Source organism: Pseudomonas sp. PDM16, assembly GCF_014851865.1.
In the GTDB taxonomy this organism is placed as follows: domain Bacteria; phylum Pseudomonadota; class Gammaproteobacteria; order Pseudomonadales; family Pseudomonadaceae; genus Aquipseudomonas.
This window is the reverse complement of record NZ_JACVAM010000006.1, coordinates 263,066-278,680: the sequence shown is the minus strand read 5'-3', so window position 1 is coordinate 278,680 and position 15,615 is coordinate 263,066. Positions and strand designations below refer to the sequence as shown.

The 15,615-nt window shown below is 56.9% G+C and carries 16 protein-coding genes; 12 read left to right on the top strand and 4 right to left on the bottom strand.

What is annotated here, in order from left to right:
• From IB234_RS20705 to IB234_RS20670, 8 genes are all read left to right on the top strand, one after another.
• Window positions 1–129 (top strand): acyl-CoA dehydrogenase C-terminal domain-containing protein (locus IB234_RS20705; RefSeq protein ID WP_192317846.1); only part of this gene is annotated, 129 nt, incomplete at its 5' end.
• 428 nt (window positions 130–557) lie between these two features.
• Window positions 558–3,206 (top strand): hypothetical protein, encoded by a 2,649-nt coding sequence (locus tag IB234_RS20700; protein ID WP_192321529.1) that lies wholly within the window; start codon window positions 558–560, stop codon window positions 3,204–3,206.
• A complete protein-coding gene (locus tag IB234_RS20695) occupies window positions 3,203–4,111 on the top strand; it encodes a UbiA family prenyltransferase (RefSeq protein WP_192321527.1) in 909 nt (302 codons plus the stop codon). Before IB234_RS20700 ends, IB234_RS20695 begins: the two co-directional genes overlap by 4 nt.
• A gap of 67 nt (window positions 4,112–4,178) precedes the next feature.
• On the top strand, window positions 4,179–5,147 hold the full coding sequence (locus IB234_RS20690; protein ID WP_192321525.1) for a glycosyltransferase: 969 nt from the start codon (window positions 4,179–4,181) through the stop codon (window positions 5,145–5,147).
• A complete protein-coding gene (locus tag IB234_RS20685) occupies window positions 5,144–5,539 on the top strand; it encodes a GtrA family protein (RefSeq protein ID WP_192321523.1) in 396 nt (131 codons plus the stop codon). Before IB234_RS20690 ends, IB234_RS20685 begins: the two co-directional genes overlap by 4 nt.
• The gene (locus IB234_RS20680; protein ID WP_192321521.1) at window positions 5,536–6,132 is read left to right on the top strand and encodes a hypothetical protein; all 597 of its coding nucleotides are present in this window, start codon (window positions 5,536–5,538) and stop codon (window positions 6,130–6,132) included. Before IB234_RS20685 ends, IB234_RS20680 begins: the two co-directional genes overlap by 4 nt.
• A gap of 207 nt (window positions 6,133–6,339) precedes the next feature.
• Window positions 6,340–7,767, top strand: a complete 1,428-nt coding sequence (gene arcD / locus IB234_RS20675) for an arginine-ornithine antiporter (protein ID WP_192321519.1) — start codon at window positions 6,340–6,342, stop codon at window positions 7,765–7,767.
• 283 nt (window positions 7,768–8,050) lie between these two features.
• Window positions 8,051–8,416 carry a histone-like nucleoid-structuring protein, MvaT/MvaU family gene (locus tag IB234_RS20670; protein WP_192321517.1) on the top strand — a complete coding sequence of 122 codons (366 nt, stop codon included), beginning with the start codon at window positions 8,051–8,053 and terminating at the stop codon, window positions 8,414–8,416.
• 141 nt (window positions 8,417–8,557) lie between these two features.
• Here the strand turns inward: IB234_RS20670 and dapA are convergent, their stop codons facing one another.
• Together dapA and IB234_RS20660 are read right to left on the bottom strand one after the other, a co-directional pair.
• Entirely contained in the window at window positions 8,558–9,424 is an 867-nt protein-coding gene (gene dapA, locus IB234_RS20665; protein ID WP_192321515.1) for a 4-hydroxy-tetrahydrodipicolinate synthase, read from the bottom strand.
• A gap of 523 nt (window positions 9,425–9,947) precedes the next feature.
• Window positions 9,948–10,511: a hypothetical protein gene (locus tag IB234_RS20660; RefSeq protein ID WP_192321513.1), complete on the bottom strand. Its 564-nt coding sequence runs from the start codon at window positions 10,509–10,511 to the stop codon at window positions 9,948–9,950.
• Between the two features lie 249 nt (window positions 10,512–10,760).
• Here IB234_RS20660 and IB234_RS20655 point away from each other — a divergent pair, with 249 nt between their 5' ends.
• Window positions 10,761–11,066 (top strand): hypothetical protein, encoded by a 306-nt coding sequence (locus tag IB234_RS20655; protein WP_192321511.1) that lies wholly within the window; start codon window positions 10,761–10,763, stop codon window positions 11,064–11,066.
• Between the two features lie 630 nt (window positions 11,067–11,696).
• Here IB234_RS20655 and IB234_RS20650 read toward each other — a convergent pair.
• A complete protein-coding gene (locus IB234_RS20650) occupies window positions 11,697–11,912 on the bottom strand; it encodes a CsbD family protein (protein WP_192321509.1) in 216 nt (71 codons plus the stop codon).
• A 556-nt stretch (window positions 11,913–12,468) separates the two neighbouring features.
• Between IB234_RS20650 and IB234_RS20645 the strand changes: the two genes are divergently transcribed.
• Both IB234_RS20645 and IB234_RS20640 read left to right on the top strand, forming a co-directional pair.
• Window positions 12,469–12,684 carry a hypothetical protein gene (locus IB234_RS20645; RefSeq protein ID WP_192321507.1) on the top strand — a complete coding sequence of 72 codons (216 nt, stop codon included), beginning with the start codon at window positions 12,469–12,471 and terminating at the stop codon, window positions 12,682–12,684.
• Window positions 12,685–13,121: 437 nt separating this feature from the next.
• The gene (locus IB234_RS20640; protein WP_192321505.1) at window positions 13,122–13,280 is read left to right on the top strand and encodes a DUF3309 family protein; all 159 of its coding nucleotides are present in this window, start codon (window positions 13,122–13,124) and stop codon (window positions 13,278–13,280) included.
• Window positions 13,281–14,257: 977 nt separating this feature from the next.
• Here IB234_RS20640 and IB234_RS20635 read toward each other — a convergent pair.
• The gene (locus IB234_RS20635) at window positions 14,258–14,620 is read right to left on the bottom strand and encodes a DUF883 family protein (protein ID WP_192321503.1); all 363 of its coding nucleotides are present in this window, start codon (window positions 14,618–14,620) and stop codon (window positions 14,258–14,260) included.
• A 652-nt stretch (window positions 14,621–15,272) separates the two neighbouring features.
• Here IB234_RS20635 and IB234_RS20630 point away from each other — a divergent pair.
• Complete coding sequence (locus IB234_RS20630) at window positions 15,273–15,512, top strand: hypothetical protein (protein WP_192321501.1); 240 nt, start codon at window positions 15,273–15,275, stop codon at window positions 15,510–15,512.
• The last annotated feature ends 103 nt before the right edge of the window (window positions 15,513–15,615 follow it).

The following is a 15,615-nucleotide window of genomic DNA, read 5'->3' as shown; positions in this document are numbered from 1 at the left end:
TTCTACGGCGCGAAGCTGGCAACGGCGGACTTCTACTTCCAGCGCCTGCTGCCTCGCATCCTCGGTCTGGAGGCCGCCATCCGCGCCGGCAGCGAGCCTCTGTTCGGCCTGGCGGCCGAGCAGTTCTAGGGACTGGCTTGCTTGCCGGGTGATCGTCGCTGCATGCCGGATTACGGCTCAGGAGGCATGCGCTCTCGCCATGAGCGATGCCCTTTTCCGTGGGTGCTCCTGGTCTGCCTTGAGAGAGTTGACATATCGAGGTGGACCGTCCGTAGGGAAGGCGGAGACTCGTCTGTAGCCTCACCGCTATACTCGCGGCGTGTGGAGGACTGCCTATGCGACTTTCACTGCGCTTCTCGTGCTTGGGGCGAAAAACAACAATGCATGCTTCGTCGACCGGTGAGGTGGCGCGGCAACCCACCTTTTAGACAGTGCTTTGGAGCCGTATGCGGGCGAGTAGGGATGCCTCCGGGGAGTGGCGGGCAGATTTTTCGAGTTCGGATACATTACCGAGCTCTCTTGGCGGCTCGTGGCGCCGGGACCTTCTGATTTGTTTGTTGCTAGGGCTCAGCTTCTTTCTGATCTATAACGCCAATCTGAGGTCTATCGGCGCCGCCGATACCTATTCGGCGCGCTATCTCCCCCTATCGATCTGGAAGCACCACAGTCTGACGCTGGACCCGGTCGTATCGATTGCCGCTCAAGGCAGAGCCATTCCGCCTCAGAAAGGCCGATCGAATCTGGCGTATTGGATGATCAAGGCGCCCACGGGCAACATTGTTTCCCTATATCCCATCGTGACGCCTGTAGTTGTCGCACCGTTGTACCTGCCGGCAGTAGCCTATCTCGACGCCAAGGGCTGGCATCCGCAGCGAGTCGACTATGTCGCGCGGGTCATGGAGAAGCTCAGCGCGTCGCTGATGACGGCAATGTCGGCAATGCTTCTTTATCTGCTGCTTCGTCGACGCAGCCCCCCAGCAACCGCAGTCTTGCTGACAACCGCCTACGCGTTGGGAACGACGGCCTGGGTGGTCAGCAGCCAAGCATTGTGGATGCATGGTCTCGGCGGGCTGCTGGTGATAGTGCTTCTGTACTTACTCACTGGACCCTGTACGTTTCGCCGTGCACTAGGTGCAGGGCTTGCCTGCGCGCTTCTGGCTTGTAACCGGCAGCCTGATGCGATTCTTGCTGCGGGTTTCGCGCTCTATGCCATTCGATGGGCCGGCCCACGTTTTCCACTTTTCGTCATTGCAGGTGCTGTACCGGTCGGGCTGGTGCTGGCCTACAACATACTGGTGGTGGGGCATATCCTCGGTGGTTACGGCCTGATGGCCGGGTTTGACCGTCATGCCTCGCAGGTAGGCGAAGATGTCCTCTTCGGCACAGGCGTGATGCTGTTCAGCCCGGTCTATGGATTGTTCGTATTCTCTCCATTCCTGCTGTTTGTGCCGTTGTTCCTGTATTCCGTCCTGCGAGATCGGGATTCGCGTGCACTTACCCTGCTCGTAGGTGGTGCCCTGGCACTACAGGTGCTTTTCTACGGCGCAACGCACTGGGTGCAGGGGCAGAGCTGGGGAGGGCGCTATCTCACGGGCGCGATGCCCATCTTGGTGTGGATGCTTTCTCCAGTTTTCCAACGCCTGCGAGCGATGGGGCGAGCCCTCTTCATCATGGCATGCGTCGCAGCGGTGGCTATCCAAGCCGTGGGCGCTTTCTGCTACACAGGTAATGCCCTTGGGTTGGCGGTGGCTGCCAATGGTCCGGTAAACGATAAAGCCAGCTGGGAAAAGGCGGTTTGGGATATCGATAACGCCCCCTTCGTCTCTGAGTTCAAGTTTGGGCGTGTCGCCCCCGACCTTGGAGCGGTTGCCGGCAATATCGATCAGGCCGAAATTCGTGATGATGGTGCCGGTCTGCGCCTTGTGGTGTCTGGTTGGGCTCTCGTAGGTGGGCACACCCCGCTGGACGTCTCTCTGATAGTAGATGGGCGCGTGATCGGCTTCGCCAACACCTTCTTCCACCGCCCCGACGTCAGCCAGGGACTTGGTGAGCCAGAAGCGAGTGGCTGGGAAGTGTCGCTACCCATCGAGGGCTTGGCTCCAGGGGGGCATGCGGTGAGTGCGCTGGTGCGCGCGCACTCGGAAGGCCAACAACACCTGCTGGCATCGCGTGAGTTCATGATCGCCCACGACCCCGCTCTTGCTCAGGCGGCACGCCGCGCGTCGGCTATCCTTGCCGACCGTCAGGATCAAGCAGGCTACTGGCTCACCGAGTTTTCCAGGGGAACGCAGTACGTGGTGCAGAGACGGGAGCTGAACATCTTCTCCAATGCTGCTCTGATCGAGCTCCTGGCACCGGTGGCAGGACAGAGCGGTCTCACCGACTCTGTGGAGCGGGCGCGAGGATTTCTGGGGGAGCAGATCGAGGACACCGGCCTTGTGCGTTACCACGGTAGGACCGAGTTGCCAACGATGGGTGTGGCAGAGTGCAGAATCACTCCCGATGCCGACGATACGGCTCTCGCGTGGCGACTCGCTCCGAGCGAGCGCCCGGAACTGCTGGCGTCGGCGTTGGCTACGCTGAAGCAGTACCGGACGCAGGATGGCCTCTACCAGACCTGGCTTGAGCCAAGAGAGCGCTTCTTCTGCATCGATCCGGGCAAGGATCCGAATCCGCCTGATATAGGTATCCAGCTTCATGTTTACCTGTGGCTGGCCAAGGTGGATCCGCCTGCGGCTCGTGCACATTGCGAGGCGCTGCAGAGGCGCGAGGCCGACGAGTCTCTCTGGGTCTACTATCGCCTCGCACCTCCGATCGTTCTTCTGCGTCTGCACGATGTGAGCGAGGCTGGCTGCCCGTTGCAGCTGCCTCGGGAGAGGTTGCAGACCACGATTGAGGGCCAGGAGGTCTGGATCGAACTCCTCGATCATCTGCGCCACTTCGAGAGCGGCAGTGACCTTACTCCTGAGCGCTCAGAGGCTGTTGATCTGCTGCTGCGCCGGCTTGCCGCCGACGATTTCGCACTATTGATGCGTGATCCTCCTCTGCTCTACCACAACGACCTGAGCGCAACCGTTAGCCGCTACTATTGGTCCGAGCCACTGGGTTATGCCCTCTGGACGAGGCTCTATTACGAGAACGAGCACCTGCGATCCGCGGTTTCGCCCTATGGACAGAACTCTGAAGAAGGCCATGGCCGGCCATGAGTAACGGCGCTACGACAAATCTGCGTTCCTATTCGGCTCGGCAACTGCTGCGACTCTTGTCCTCCATACGTTTCGACGAAGTGTTGGTATTGCAAGGAACTCCGGTGATCGGGGCGATCATGGCGCTCGCTGCCGTGTCGCTTCACGACTGGAGCAGGGCTGTCATCTTCGGTGCCGGCAGCCTGTGCCTGGTGGCACATGTGTTCGTCATGAACGACTGGGCGGGTATCGATGGAGATCTGCGAGATCCGCACCGTGGCACCCGGACATTTGCATCGAAGGGGGTGAGCCGCGGTGCCGTCGGATTCCTTGCCGCTGTCCTCCTGGGCGTGACTCTGCTTCTGTTCTCCTTGCTGGGGCCAGTCTCACTCCTTCTTGCGATTGCGATCCTCGGTTTGAGCACGCTCTATTCGGCGCCCTCGATCCACATGAAAGGCCGGCCGGTCCTGGGTTCAGTCCTTCATCTCGTGGGCGGAACGCTGCATTTTCTGCTCGGTTATGCGACCTTTGCCGCCGTCGACGTTCGCAGCACGGTCATAGGCTGTTTCTTCGGACTGATCTTCGCCGCCGGCCACCTCATGCACGAAACCCGCGGATACGAGGGTGATCGGCTCAATGGCATCCGTACCAACGCTGTCGCCTTCGGCAGGATGCGAAGCTTCGTTGCGGGGATGGTCCTGTTCACAGCCGCCTATGGGGTGCTGATCGCCCTTGCGCTGTTCGGCCAGCTACCGGAGCTGCTGGTGTTCACCGCTGTGCTCTTCCCGGTGCATGTCTATGCCTCCTTGAGGGCCGTGCGCGGCAACCTCAGCGTCGAGAGCCTGCTTGAGTACCAGCGAGTCTATAGACTGCTCTACGCCCTTATTGGCACCATGCTGGTTGGATCAGTCCTTCTGGATTGGTGAGTCAGCCATGGCAGGCTGACGGCCTCTGCTGTTTAACTTTCTATCGTGACCTCTGCCGCCCAGAATCATGCACAGCACCTCCCCTAGCCTTGTCGTAATTACTCCTGTCTTCGAAGATGCCGAGGCCTCTGCCCGCCTTTTCGCGGAGCTGTCTGCGATTTTTGGCCAGCGTGTCTATGTGGTGGTGGTGGATGACGGTTCGGTGCGCCAGCCAGTCGAGCTCAGCGCTCTGACTGCCGCAGGTGTGAGCGGCACGCTCATCCGGCTGCGCCGCAACGTCGGACACCAGCGTGCCATCGCGATTGGCATCGGCTACGTAGCAGGGAACATGAGCGTGGCGCAGGTCGTGGTCATGGATTCCGATGGAGAGGACCTGCCTGAATCGATTCCGTTGCTGCTGAAGGAGCTGGCAGCCGCGGATGTGGATCTGGTCGTCGCCCAACGCAAGGCACGCGTCGAGACCTTACGCTTCAAGGCCTTTTATTTCGTCTACAAGCGGCTGTTCAAGATACTGACCGGGCGTCAGATCAGCTTTGGCAATTTCATGGCGCTGAAGCCGGCTGCCGTCAAGCGGCTCGCGGCGATGCAGGAACTTTGGATACATGTGGCCAGCTGCGTGCTTGGTTCGCGGCTGCGGGTCCGTACCTGTGCGCTCGATCGCGGCCCTCGCTACGCTGGCCAGAGCAAGATGAACTTCGTAGGCTTGGTGTTGCACGGGTTTCGCGGTGTCATGGTATTTGCCGAAGATGTACTGGTGCGTGTCGGCATCGCTTCAGCAGTGGTCGCCATGCTGGCTCTGGTCGGGGGGCTGGCAACGGTCGTGCTCAAGGTGTCGGGCTTCGCCACTCCCGGTTGGTTCTCGGTAGCACTAGGCATCCTCGCATTGATGTTTCTCCAGACCGGGTCGCTTGCGCTGATCAGCCTCATGCTCACCGGTGTCAGCAAGTCTGGTGTGCATTCGCAGGCGTCCTATGCGCAGTTCATCGACTGCGTCGAGCACACCGTCGCATTGTCAACAGAAGAAGACGGCCGATGAGCCTGGAGCCCCGTACCGCAGAGGTCGTGCGATTCGTCATCAACGGCCTGATCGCCTCTGCGGTCCATTACGCGGCCCTGAGCTTCAATCTGCGGGTACTCGAGATGTCGTCGGCGGGGCTGGCCAATTTTTTCGCCGCCTGGTTCGGCATTGCCGCGTCATTCATCGGCAGCCGCTTTTTCGTTTTCCGGAACAGGGAGGAGGCAATGGCACAGCAGGCCATGCGTTTTCTCGCCTCATATGCTGCCATCGCCTGCTTGCACGGACTTCTGCTCTATGCCTGGACTGATCGACTCCATCTGGACTACACCGTGGGTCTCATTCTGGCGGCGATGATGCAAGCTGTACTGAGTTATCTAGGCAATAAATTGCTGGTCTTCAAACCGGCATGAAGACGACAAAGTTCCTCATCGCCTCCTTGTTGTTCCTGGTTCTTGTCTGCCTGATCTACTGGGTCCATGTCACCTTTTTCCAGGTCGACGTGGTTTTCTACAGCGCACTCCTTGATGGCTTGTTGGCCGTCGCGATTGCTGCTGCCGCCCTCTGGCGCATGCCTGTCTTCGCTGCATTCGGCTCCTTCGAAAAGCTGCAGATGGTGCTCATCTGGCTGCTGACCGCATACGGACTCGCTATCTCGGTACCAACCGTTCTCGATCGATCACTGTCGTTCTACATTCTCGAGAAGTTGCAGCAACGGGGTGATGGAATCCAGCAAAGCCGCTTCGCCGAGGTCTTCACTCAGGAATACCTGGAGGAGCATCGGCTGGTGGATGTGCGTCTGACCGAGCAGCTCCAGTCGGGCACCATTCGCATCGACAACGGCTGTGTTCGGTTGACGCCCAAAGGCGAACAGCTGGCGAGCTTCAGTCGGTTCTTCCGTACCCACCTGCTGCCGAAGCAGCGATTGCTGCTCGACAGCTACAGTGACGACCTGACCGATCCGTTTCGACATAGCCCCGTACGAGTAGACTATCTCTGCAGGTGAGCTTCTCCTTCAGCGAGCAGCCTTGTGCGGACGATGCTTAAGCTTCGGCGTCCTGGGATGTGCGGCCCTTCATGTTGGGTGGGCATATCTTTCGGATTTTCCAATCTGTTCATGTTCGCTGACAGGCGAAGCGAGGCTTTTTATGCTTGTTTAAACCTCTGAGTGGCGGCCTCGTGGTGAGCGCCCGTACTGGCGGGAGAACGTGGAATGTCTCAGTCGACGCAGAAGCTTCGTTTGAGCGCACTGATTGCTCTGGTCGTCGGCTCGATGATCGGTGGCGGGATCTTTTCTCTGCCGCAGAACATGGCTGAGCGGGCCGATGCCGGTGCGGTAATGATCGGTTGGTCGATTACTGCAGTAGGTATGCTGACGCTGGCATTCGTGTTCCAGATACTCGCCAACCGCAAGCCGGAATTGAACTCCGGGGTCTATGCATACGCCAAGGCTGGCTTCGGCGACTACATGGGATTCTCTTCGGCCTGGGGTTACTGGATCAGTGCCTGGCTGGGGAGCGTCGGCTACTTCGTGCTGCTGTTCAGCACGCTGGGCTATTTTTTTCCGGTCTTCGGCCAGGGTAATACACCCATCGCAATCGGCTGCGCTTCGCTCCTGCTCTGGTCTGTTCACTTTCTTGTGATGCGTGGAATCAAGGAGGCGGCGTTCATCAACCAGCTGACTACGGTGGCGAAAGTAGTGCCCCTGGTCATGTTCATCGTCATCGCTGCCGTCGCCTTCGAAGCCGACATCTTCACCCGTGACATTTGGGGACATGGCAACCCGAAGTTCGGCAGCGTGATGGAACAGGTGCGGAACATGATGCTGGTGACGGTATTCGTGTTCATCGGTATTGAGGGGGCAAGTGTCTACTCGGCGAGGGCCGAGAGGCGAGCCGATGTGGGGCGCGCCACCGTTCTCGGTTTTCTCGGTGTGCTGGCGCTGCTGGTCCTGGTGAATCTGCTATCGCTCGGCATCATGAGCCAGCCCGAGTTGGCGGCACTGCAGAATCCCTCTCTGGCCGTGGTGCTGGAACGTATCGTCGGTCCTTGGGGCGCCTTGCTGATCAGTGTCGGCCTGGCTATCTCCCTGCTCGGAGCATTGCTGTCATGGGCGCTACTCTGTGCCGAGATTCTGTATGCGACAGCCAAGGATAGGACAATGCCGGCGTTCCTGAGCCGGGAGAACAGCAAGAACGTACCAGTCAATGCACTGTGGCTGACCAATGGAATGATCCAGCTATTCCTGTTGATCACACTGTTTTCAGCCGGAACCTATACGAGCCTTATCTATCTGGCATCGTCGATGATTCTGGTGCCGTACCTATGGTCCGCGGCATATGCCCTGCTATTGAGCCAGCGCGGTGAAACATACGAAGAGGCTGCTGGCGAGCGCGCAAGGGATATGTTCATCAGTGGTGTCGCTGTGAGCTATGCGGTGTGGCTGCTCTACGCCGGTGGAGTCAAATACCTGCTGTTGTCGGCGTTGCTCTACGCACCTGGAGTGGTGCTGTTCGCCAAGGCCAAGCGAGAGCAAGGGCAGCCGCTGTTCACACCCATCGAGAGGGTCATCTTCGTCTGTGTGATCATTGGCGCAGGGGGCGCAGCATACGGGTTGTACAGTGGCCTGTTGTCGCTGTGACGTTGAGCGTATTTGGCCGCTGATCGTAGTGACGAGAGTCTGCTTTGCTCGTGAAAGAGGTACATTTTCGCTGCGCGGTGAAGATCACGTAAAAGTCGAGCAATAAAAAGGCCGGCTTGTGGGCGGCATGCTTTGTATTTAACTTATTGAATTAAAAGAATTTAATTTATTGCTAGTGTTGTGACCCATACTTTGCCCCACACCCTAGCTAGGGCTTTCTGCGTTGGTTTCATTTATCAACTATGTGTACGTTTGTCTGTCATTCCTAACAAAAGGCTGATCCATGTCCAAACTTGCTGAATTCAAAGCTCTTGAAGCTCAACTCGCCGCTCAACTTAAGCAGCTCGATGAGCTGAAGAACGATGATGGGTTGAAGCGTGAGATCGAGTTCGAGGAGAAGCTTCGCAAGCTGATGGCGGAGTATGGTGTGGGCCTGAGGAATATCGTCGATCTTCTGGACCCTCAAGCCAGGGCTAGTGCATCGGTCTCCGTGTCTGGAGTGCGTGGTCAGCGCCGGCAGCGTCAGGTAAAGGTCTACAAGAATCCCGAAACTGGGGAAGTGGTGGAGACCAAGGGCGGCAACCATAAGGTACTTAAGGCTTGGAAGGAGCAGTACGGAGCTGCGAGCGTCGAAGGTTGGCTCCAATAAATCTCTGCTTGATCAAAAATAGCCAGGCATCTGCCTGGCTTTTCTTTTGGGGTTCTTTAGAAGGAATAGCAGTTGGCCGCAATCAACCAGGAGGTGGCCTACAGCAGATAGCCCACAGTCATGAGCGCCTTCGCTTCGGCCCTATTTCTCGATCACAGCCAGCATTGTGCGCAGTTTCTCCTGCGTTGCCACCGTGCATGACTGCATCGGTTCGCGAAGCTCATCAGCAATCAAGCCCCGCAAGGCTAATGCGCTCTTGATGACAGCTGGATTTGGCTCAGCGAAAGCCACCTGTATCCAGGGCAGCAAGCGGTAAAAGGTGCTGCGTGCTGCAGCCAGCTCACCCTGTTCCAGCTGACGTAGCATCAACACGTGCAGGTCAGTGTGGATGTGGGAGGAAGCAGATATGGCTCCGGCGGCGCCCAAACATTGGCTGTTAAACATCTGCAGATCTTCACCTGAGAGCACCGCAACATTCCCATCGGAGATCAGCGTCATAGTTGTTTCCAGGTCTCCGCCACAGTCCTTGATTGCCCTGATACGCGGGTGGCGAACGATCCGTCGCAGTGTCTCGCGCTCAATCCTCACGCCGGTGCGGTAAGGAATGTCGTACAGCACCAACGGCACGGTTGCGGCGTCGGCCACGGCCTGGAAGAAAGCCTCCAGGCCTTGCTGAGATGGACGAATGTAGTAAGGCGCCGGTACCAGTAGACCAGCCAGCGAGCGCCGCTGGATCTCCTGCTGAAATTCGAGCAGCTTGCGCAGGTTGTTGCTGGACAACCCCATGATGACCTGCTGTGCAGGTACCCACTGCAGTACGGCGTCCAGCACCGCGAGCTGTTCATCTTGGCTCAGCGCTGCCGCTTCACCGGTGGAGCCGCAGACAACGAAGCCTGAGACCCCGTCCTCCAGCAGCTTGCTCACCAGACACCGCAAAGCAGCGAGATCAAGCTCTCCAGCCCGAAAAGGAGTGACCAATGCCACCCAGATTCCACGAAAATCAGACATGCGATAACTCCTTGTGGCTGACCGTAAAGTCGCCGTCAGGGAGGGTGTGGGATCAAGCGTGAGGGAGGTGTGACCTAGCGCATTGTGTCCTGTCAGCCCATCTGACGGGACAGCGCGCCCCGGTCAAATGAGCGACTGTTTCTTGGATTTATTGGCAACGGTGACATACACGCAAACCTGGGCGAGGGAGCCCAGGAATGGCTGCGCGTGGTCGAAGGTCGGGAGCATTGGATGTCCGTTGCGTGAATCCTGAAGACGATAGTGCGCAACGCTAGATGGGGCTGTCAACTTGCGGGGGCGGAGACGTGGGCACCCGCTCGATGGAGCCATCGCCATTTCTCAGAGGTCTGGATGGACTAGGTTACCTGTCTTCATCCTGGCAGGAGCATGTAAGAGCTGATGACCGATAGCTGCCTCTCAGCAGCGTCTGCTTCCGGCCGCAGCTTCTCCGACAAGGAGGTGCTGGTACATCGCAGGAGAACGTACCTCTGTGACAGATACATATAGTGTCCGAAGAGCCAGGTCACTCGTTCGAGCCCCACGCACCGTCAGCATCTACGTTCTCGAAGTAGTCGTTGTGGGCCTGCTCTGCTACTGACTCCAGCTGGAACATTCGCTCCTTTGCGTCAGCAGCGCTCAGATCGGGGTCGCTACTCAGGTAGCCATCGATTTCTGTCCAGGATGCGGCAGCCGCCCTGGCAAGTCTGCGACTGCTCTCGCGAAGGGTTTCCATTGCGATATCTGGGAGAGGCCTTCTGATGGCAGCAGGAGGGGTGTGCTCTGTCAGCCCATTCCCTCCCTGAGTCTGGATCCACAAAACTGGATTAGTAGACGTTAGCGTCTGGTCATATCGCAGTGACCGCGATTGGCAAGCTTGAATCGGTACATTTGGGCGAGTAAGAGGGCGCAAGGGTAACAGCCGCATTTGCTCATCAATGTCTGTTACAGAGCAAGCGCGCATGGCGGCACCTAGGTTCTTTTCTTCGGTGTCGATGGGGTGATGCTCAAGCAGATAACGTTCCAGTTCGGCTTGCGCCTCGTTGCGCTGATCACGAAGCGCTAGCAACTGTTCGAGTACGGTGTTCATGGCTCATTACCTCTCGGTTCTTTAAGTGTAAGAACCTGGCACGAAGGAGTAGATCCTACTGTTTACGGCTGGCTCGGCAGCCAGTCGCAGTACACGAACCATCGTCACTCGTATTCTGCTAGTGCTGCATCTCGAGCTAGTGATCGCAAGCTCACAGAGAGGAAACGAAATAACACGAGAAATCACGGCAAGTCGAAAATTACAGTGACTCTGTGGTGTCTACCGTCCACAGCAGCCGAGGACATCCAGATGCGTCATCCCTATCGAAGTGACATAAGTGGCCTGCGGTTGGCTCTAGAGCTCTGCCAAGTTGAGCAGATGGGCAACACCGAGCACGGGCTCCAGTTCATTCTCAAGCAACTAATCCATAGTGCTGAGTTGTCGCCACTAGGTTGCGACGCGGTCAGCGAGCTTGGCTCCATCGCGAATCAGCTGCGGGAGGCTGGCGCCACAGTACCGCCGGTACCGATGGGAAATAGCGCTGAGAGCGGAGTCATCTGCGGGTTGAGTAGAGCCCTGGATCTGGTCGAGAGCCGGATGGCTGAATTGCAGTAATGACCCTGTCCGGTCGGCATCTAGATGTCTTGCCGAGCGGTCAATTAGGGCAGGGCTATTGGTTTTCCAAGTCAAGGCGTCACAACCCGGAGATAAGCCTGGCTCTAGTACGCCTCTTCATACAGGTACGCCACGACCAACCTGCGAATGATCAGAGCCGCATCAATCGACGGTTGATCCGCACGGCGTCCCAAGTTCAAGGCGCCGATCAATGCAGGTAATTGGCTAGCGCGCGATTATCCAATCCGAACGTGCAGAGCGGAGCGGGCTGCTGAGGTCCCATTATCGTAGTGCACTCCGCTGTGCTGATGGGGCTTGAGAGGCGAGCTCACTCCAACGAAATAGGCCGATTGCAACTGTTCACAAACTTCCACACTGGGTCTGCGTGGCATGCAGCGCTCGGATCTTAGGCTACATTTTTTAGGCTGATAAGATCCTGCCCAGCATTGTGCAGTATGCGGTAACGATTGATGCTGGCGGCGGATGCGTAGCTGTACTGCACAGTGGGTGTGTCAACTGGTGGACTGCTACGCAGCGTGATGTGGATGATGTTTCCCGAAGCACGCGATACGGCGAAGTATGAGAAGAGCATGTTGATACCCTCCGTCTGATTTCAGGCGAATAGTGCTGCTAGGCAGTGCGGTGTCGCTCGAAGAAGCTCATGACTTGTTTCTGGGCGTCCTCACGTGGCATCTCATAGCGACGCTGTACAAGGTCGATCAGTTGTTGGGCATCGCCTTTAGTCCGGATCAGCTCATCAAGCGTCAACTCGTCCCAAGCAATACGGGCATAGCCTGCTAATTGTGGCCAGTTCCCTTGGATGATCTCTGCAAGTGTCCTGCTCATTCGAGCTTCTCCTATCTGCATTAGGCCCAATTGGCTGGCAAGCGGATGAATGAGGCAAGTATCTCTGAGGATTTCTGCAGATGTCGGTGCGCTACACCACCTACGCTTATTCTTCACTTAAGTCTGCCAGTGCAAATGTGTGCAAGACGCCGCCTGTGAGGGTGGGCGCGAGCGATAGCCAAGAGTGCCAGCTAGGCAGATGCTCTAGACAGACTTGTTCCGTTCCCTAGAGCTGCCCTCATGCGCGTGCCCATCGCGGTACTAGTGTCGCACCTGTAGTGAAGTGTGCACTCGTGAGCGATGATCTGAATGAGCTGCCGTGGTTGTCGCTCGGTATCTGCTCAGCACGTATTGACTTGGGTAGCCGTGACCGCATTCAGGACGAAGCGCTGGGACTCAACTTCACTTGATATGCAGACTCCCTGCTGGTCATCAGTGAGAATTGAGACCCCTGTGTCTTAAGCGCGTTAGCGCACCGACCTTTGGAAACTGAGCTGTCATTGTCCTCTTCCGGTGCCGGCAATATCGCAGGTGCCGTGCTTCAACCGAGGTCATCATGAACAAGCCCAACGAGCCGCGAAGCCCCAAGCCGTCTGAAAGGAACTCCGGACAAGCCAAGAAAGAAGACGCAGGCAATAGTCAGCAGTACAGGACCCACGAGAGTCAGCAGAAACAGAATGGCCCTCAGTCTGCTGCTAGGGGCGAGCGACAAGAGAAGAAACTTGCCCAAGGTGAAGAGCCGGGCTCTGCTGGAAAATCGAAGAATTCCTAAGTCTGCTCAGCATCAGTGAGCCCCAACATCGATATGGATAGCTAACGTCTACTGAGTCGGTGGGTACAGGCCGCTGAAAGACCCCATGCCATGATCAGCACCGCCTCCCAGCAGGGCGGCGGTGCTGATCATGGCTTTATTGAGTATGCATAGATGGCAGTCCCCCATTCCTGCCACCACACTCTCTGCCTACCATGCTCTCGGCTAAAGTGTGAATCTTCCTTAGCGTCGTCGGGAATCGTCAGGCGAGTACCAAGATGTGCCAGTACTCGTAGGTGTAGGTTCTTTCGCGTACCGGAGAGTGAGGAATCCTTACGTGCGCTTGCGAACAGATTCGCTACCTACATGCGTTCATGCTTGGCGACGTGTGAGCAGAGGTTATCGCGTTAGGCTCCTGCTAACCGATCCCTTCATAAAGCTAATGCAAGGTGCGCACCATGAACCTTGGCATCCTTCTTCTGATTCTACTTTCTGCGCTTCTCATGAGCGCCATTCCTAGCTGGCCCTACAGTCGCACATGGGGATATTGGCCAAGCGGCAGTTTAGGCGTACTGGTAATTGTCATGCTGGCCCTACTTTTTCTCGGGCTCATTTGATCAGGCCTGCTGCTATGAGTGTGTTGCCGCAAGACTATCGACGTCTATGCAAAATCTGCACAGGCCTTAAGCAATTGTCGCGCGATGGCGGTTTCTTGCACGCTGTTTGTCTTCGCTATCAACATTACGTTTTCTTCGGCGTTATTTTTCAGGGGGGGGCCAGATTACTGCTGAGCCCACCATGCAACCAAACAGTACGTCCAAGAGACTTCCCCAGCCAATAATCATCGTGTGGCCAGCAATAGCCAAGCTTCTAGTGGAATCGATGCGACGAGTAATAGAGCCAACTGCAGCAGCACACCGGAGGTGACTCGCCACCCCATAGAGCAGAAAACGTATCCGTGCTGCATGCCGACTGGTCAGCAATTCGGCCCTCATCGAATCAGTGATACCTACGGCAATGATTTGCAGATGCTTGCTACGCAAACCTCGTCGAGTGAGCTGGGACGGCGTGCTTTTCGCAAGACCAGGTCTTGGAGGGAGCCTGAGGCAGTGTGCTGATAGTGTGGCATGAGCTGCTTCTTGGCGGCCCATAAGTGCTGGGATAGGTCTCAGGTTAGGAGATGCTCGATGGTCGATCTGAACGACTGCCAACATCTGTAGATATAGCGAGTGTTAGTGATTGGTGCTAGCAACAACATGGCTACAACCCCTCTGCTCCGTTGGTGAAGCTCTGGCCATCCTTTGGTTACTTTATCTTTGGATTTTTTGGCCTTTCTAACACTTGCCATCCAACATGGGGGTGTCCGTGCACATGCATGATGCAGCTCTTTCCGGTTCTGTTGCTGGGTGGTTTTGGGTTGCCATCACGCCGCCTGCCTTTCATCTCAAAGTACAGGCAGCTAGCAAGGGAGCGCAGCTTTGGAGTAAAGCGTTTGCTGCGCTACAACGGCGAGTTGGCTGAAGGCAGCGGATCAGTAACAGCTGAGTCGCGCATGCATTGCCGTTGGGGCTCATGACTCATCCCCCGGAGAAGTCTAAGCACGCCGTGCTATCACGAAGCCGAGCAGAAATGCGATAGCGATACCAGTGCCAAGGGCTCTCCAGGGTTGCTCATGAACATACTCGTTAGCCACTGTGGCTGTCTGACGTGCTCGTTGTACCACGCTGTCGCTCACATCCTGGGCTGTAGCTCTGGCTTCCGCTATGCGGGTATTGAGCCTGTCTCGGGCCTCGATCAGTTCTTCGCCGGTGAGTGAAGTAGCCTCTTCGAGCAGATCCTCGATGTCTGCAAGCAAGTTATGAAAATCACGGGATACTCCAGACTGCGCGAGGGTGGGAGTGCGTTGGGCTGACTTATCGCTATTGCCCGCTTTGGGCAAATGGTTTTGCGTTTGCATCATTAGCTCCAGTAGTGGCCGGCAAATAGGCCGGTATTGAATTCACATCTTGGGCTGTATTCAGTCTGACAGTCTGTGCGATAGCCAACGCTGCTTGGAAGCATGGTCTATGCGCGCCAGCGAACGGACGCGGGAGTCTGTTTATTGTCACCATCTTTTCCAAGGTGCGCTCAGTGCGTGCCCGCCCCTCATCGGAGAAGACACCATGCCCAAGTCAAGCGAATCAGAGCAGGCGCGAGAACTCATCGATCAGCCTCAAGTCCCAGAGCCGGGATCCCCGCTGCCTAGCAGCAATGACCCCACCAGTCTGCCGCCGCTGGAGGAGCCGGACGAGCTACCAGCAATTACGCGTGAGAGACGAGAGCGGACTACTCACGATCCACAAGACGATCTGATGGATAGCTAGCTAGACCTAAGCAGACCATTGGATGCTGATCCTTTACACGGCTCCCAGTCTGAGCGAAGAGTGATGATCGAACCGAACTAATTGAGCTATATCTTTCGGTTAACGTGACCCATCGCGTCTTCCAGTCTGCTGTTTGGGCGTGCAGGCCAGTGTTGTGCTTGGTTCAGTAATGCCGTTACGAATGCTGGCTCTGAACTGTTCAACTGCTGGCATGCCTTTGCCCGCGGATTAGTAGGAGCCAATTGTATGAATAGTCGCTCCCGCGTGATGACACTCACCGTCGTGCTAGTTCTGGTGATGGTAGCGGTCATTACCTTGACAGCAGCTTTATACCTATCGTCTCTTGAACTTGATGCGATGCGCCAGCAATCCAGAGCCTGGGAAATCTATTCGCTGAGCTTGTATGAGCGATCTCTGATAGAGATCCCACTTGATGTTGCGGGGCGCGGAGAACCGTCCAACGTCTTGGTAGGTAGGTGGTTGTAGATGGCAGGCTCATGTACCCATGGATGCACTACCTGCGGCGCAACCTATCCGGCAGAGATGCTCACTTGCGGGCAAATCTTTTTTGCATGAACTTGGGATAAGT

What these genes read in the sequence shown, in the direction of transcription:
- IB234_RS20695 (WP_192321527.1), top strand. Translation starts at nt 3,203, where the DNA reads ATGAGTAACGGCGCTACGACAAATCTGCGTTCCTATTCGGCTCGGCAA.
- IB234_RS20645 (WP_192321507.1), top strand. Translation starts at nt 12,469, where the DNA reads ATGAACAAGCCCAACGAGCCGCGAAGCCCCAAGCCGTCTGAAAGGAAC.
- IB234_RS20685 (WP_192321523.1), top strand. Translation starts at nt 5,144, where the DNA reads ATGAGCCTGGAGCCCCGTACCGCAGAGGTCGTGCGATTCGTCATCAAC.
- IB234_RS20670 (WP_192321517.1), top strand. Translation starts at nt 8,051, where the DNA reads ATGTCCAAACTTGCTGAATTCAAAGCTCTTGAAGCTCAACTCGCCGCT.
- IB234_RS20635 (WP_192321503.1), bottom strand. Translation starts at nt 14,620, where the DNA reads ATGCAAACGCAAAACCATTTGCCCAAAGCGGGCAATAGCGATAAGTCA.
- IB234_RS20680 (WP_192321521.1), top strand. Translation starts at nt 5,536, where the DNA reads ATGAAGACGACAAAGTTCCTCATCGCCTCCTTGTTGTTCCTGGTTCTT.
- IB234_RS20690 (WP_192321525.1), top strand. Translation starts at nt 4,179, where the DNA reads ATGCACAGCACCTCCCCTAGCCTTGTCGTAATTACTCCTGTCTTCGAA.
- IB234_RS20660 (WP_192321513.1), bottom strand. Translation starts at nt 10,511, where the DNA reads ATGAACACCGTACTCGAACAGTTGCTAGCGCTTCGTGATCAGCGCAAC.
- dapA (WP_192321515.1), bottom strand. Translation starts at nt 9,424, where the DNA reads ATGTCTGATTTTCGTGGAATCTGGGTGGCATTGGTCACTCCTTTTCGG.
- IB234_RS20655 (WP_192321511.1), top strand. Translation starts at nt 10,761, where the DNA reads ATGCGTCATCCCTATCGAAGTGACATAAGTGGCCTGCGGTTGGCTCTA.
- arcD (WP_192321519.1), top strand. Translation starts at nt 6,340, where the DNA reads ATGTCTCAGTCGACGCAGAAGCTTCGTTTGAGCGCACTGATTGCTCTG.
- IB234_RS20650 (WP_192321509.1), bottom strand. Translation starts at nt 11,912, where the DNA reads ATGAGCAGGACACTTGCAGAGATCATCCAAGGGAACTGGCCACAATTA.
- IB234_RS20640 (WP_192321505.1), top strand. Translation starts at nt 13,122, where the DNA reads ATGAACCTTGGCATCCTTCTTCTGATTCTACTTTCTGCGCTTCTCATG.
- IB234_RS20630 (WP_192321501.1), top strand. Translation starts at nt 15,273, where the DNA reads ATGAATAGTCGCTCCCGCGTGATGACACTCACCGTCGTGCTAGTTCTG.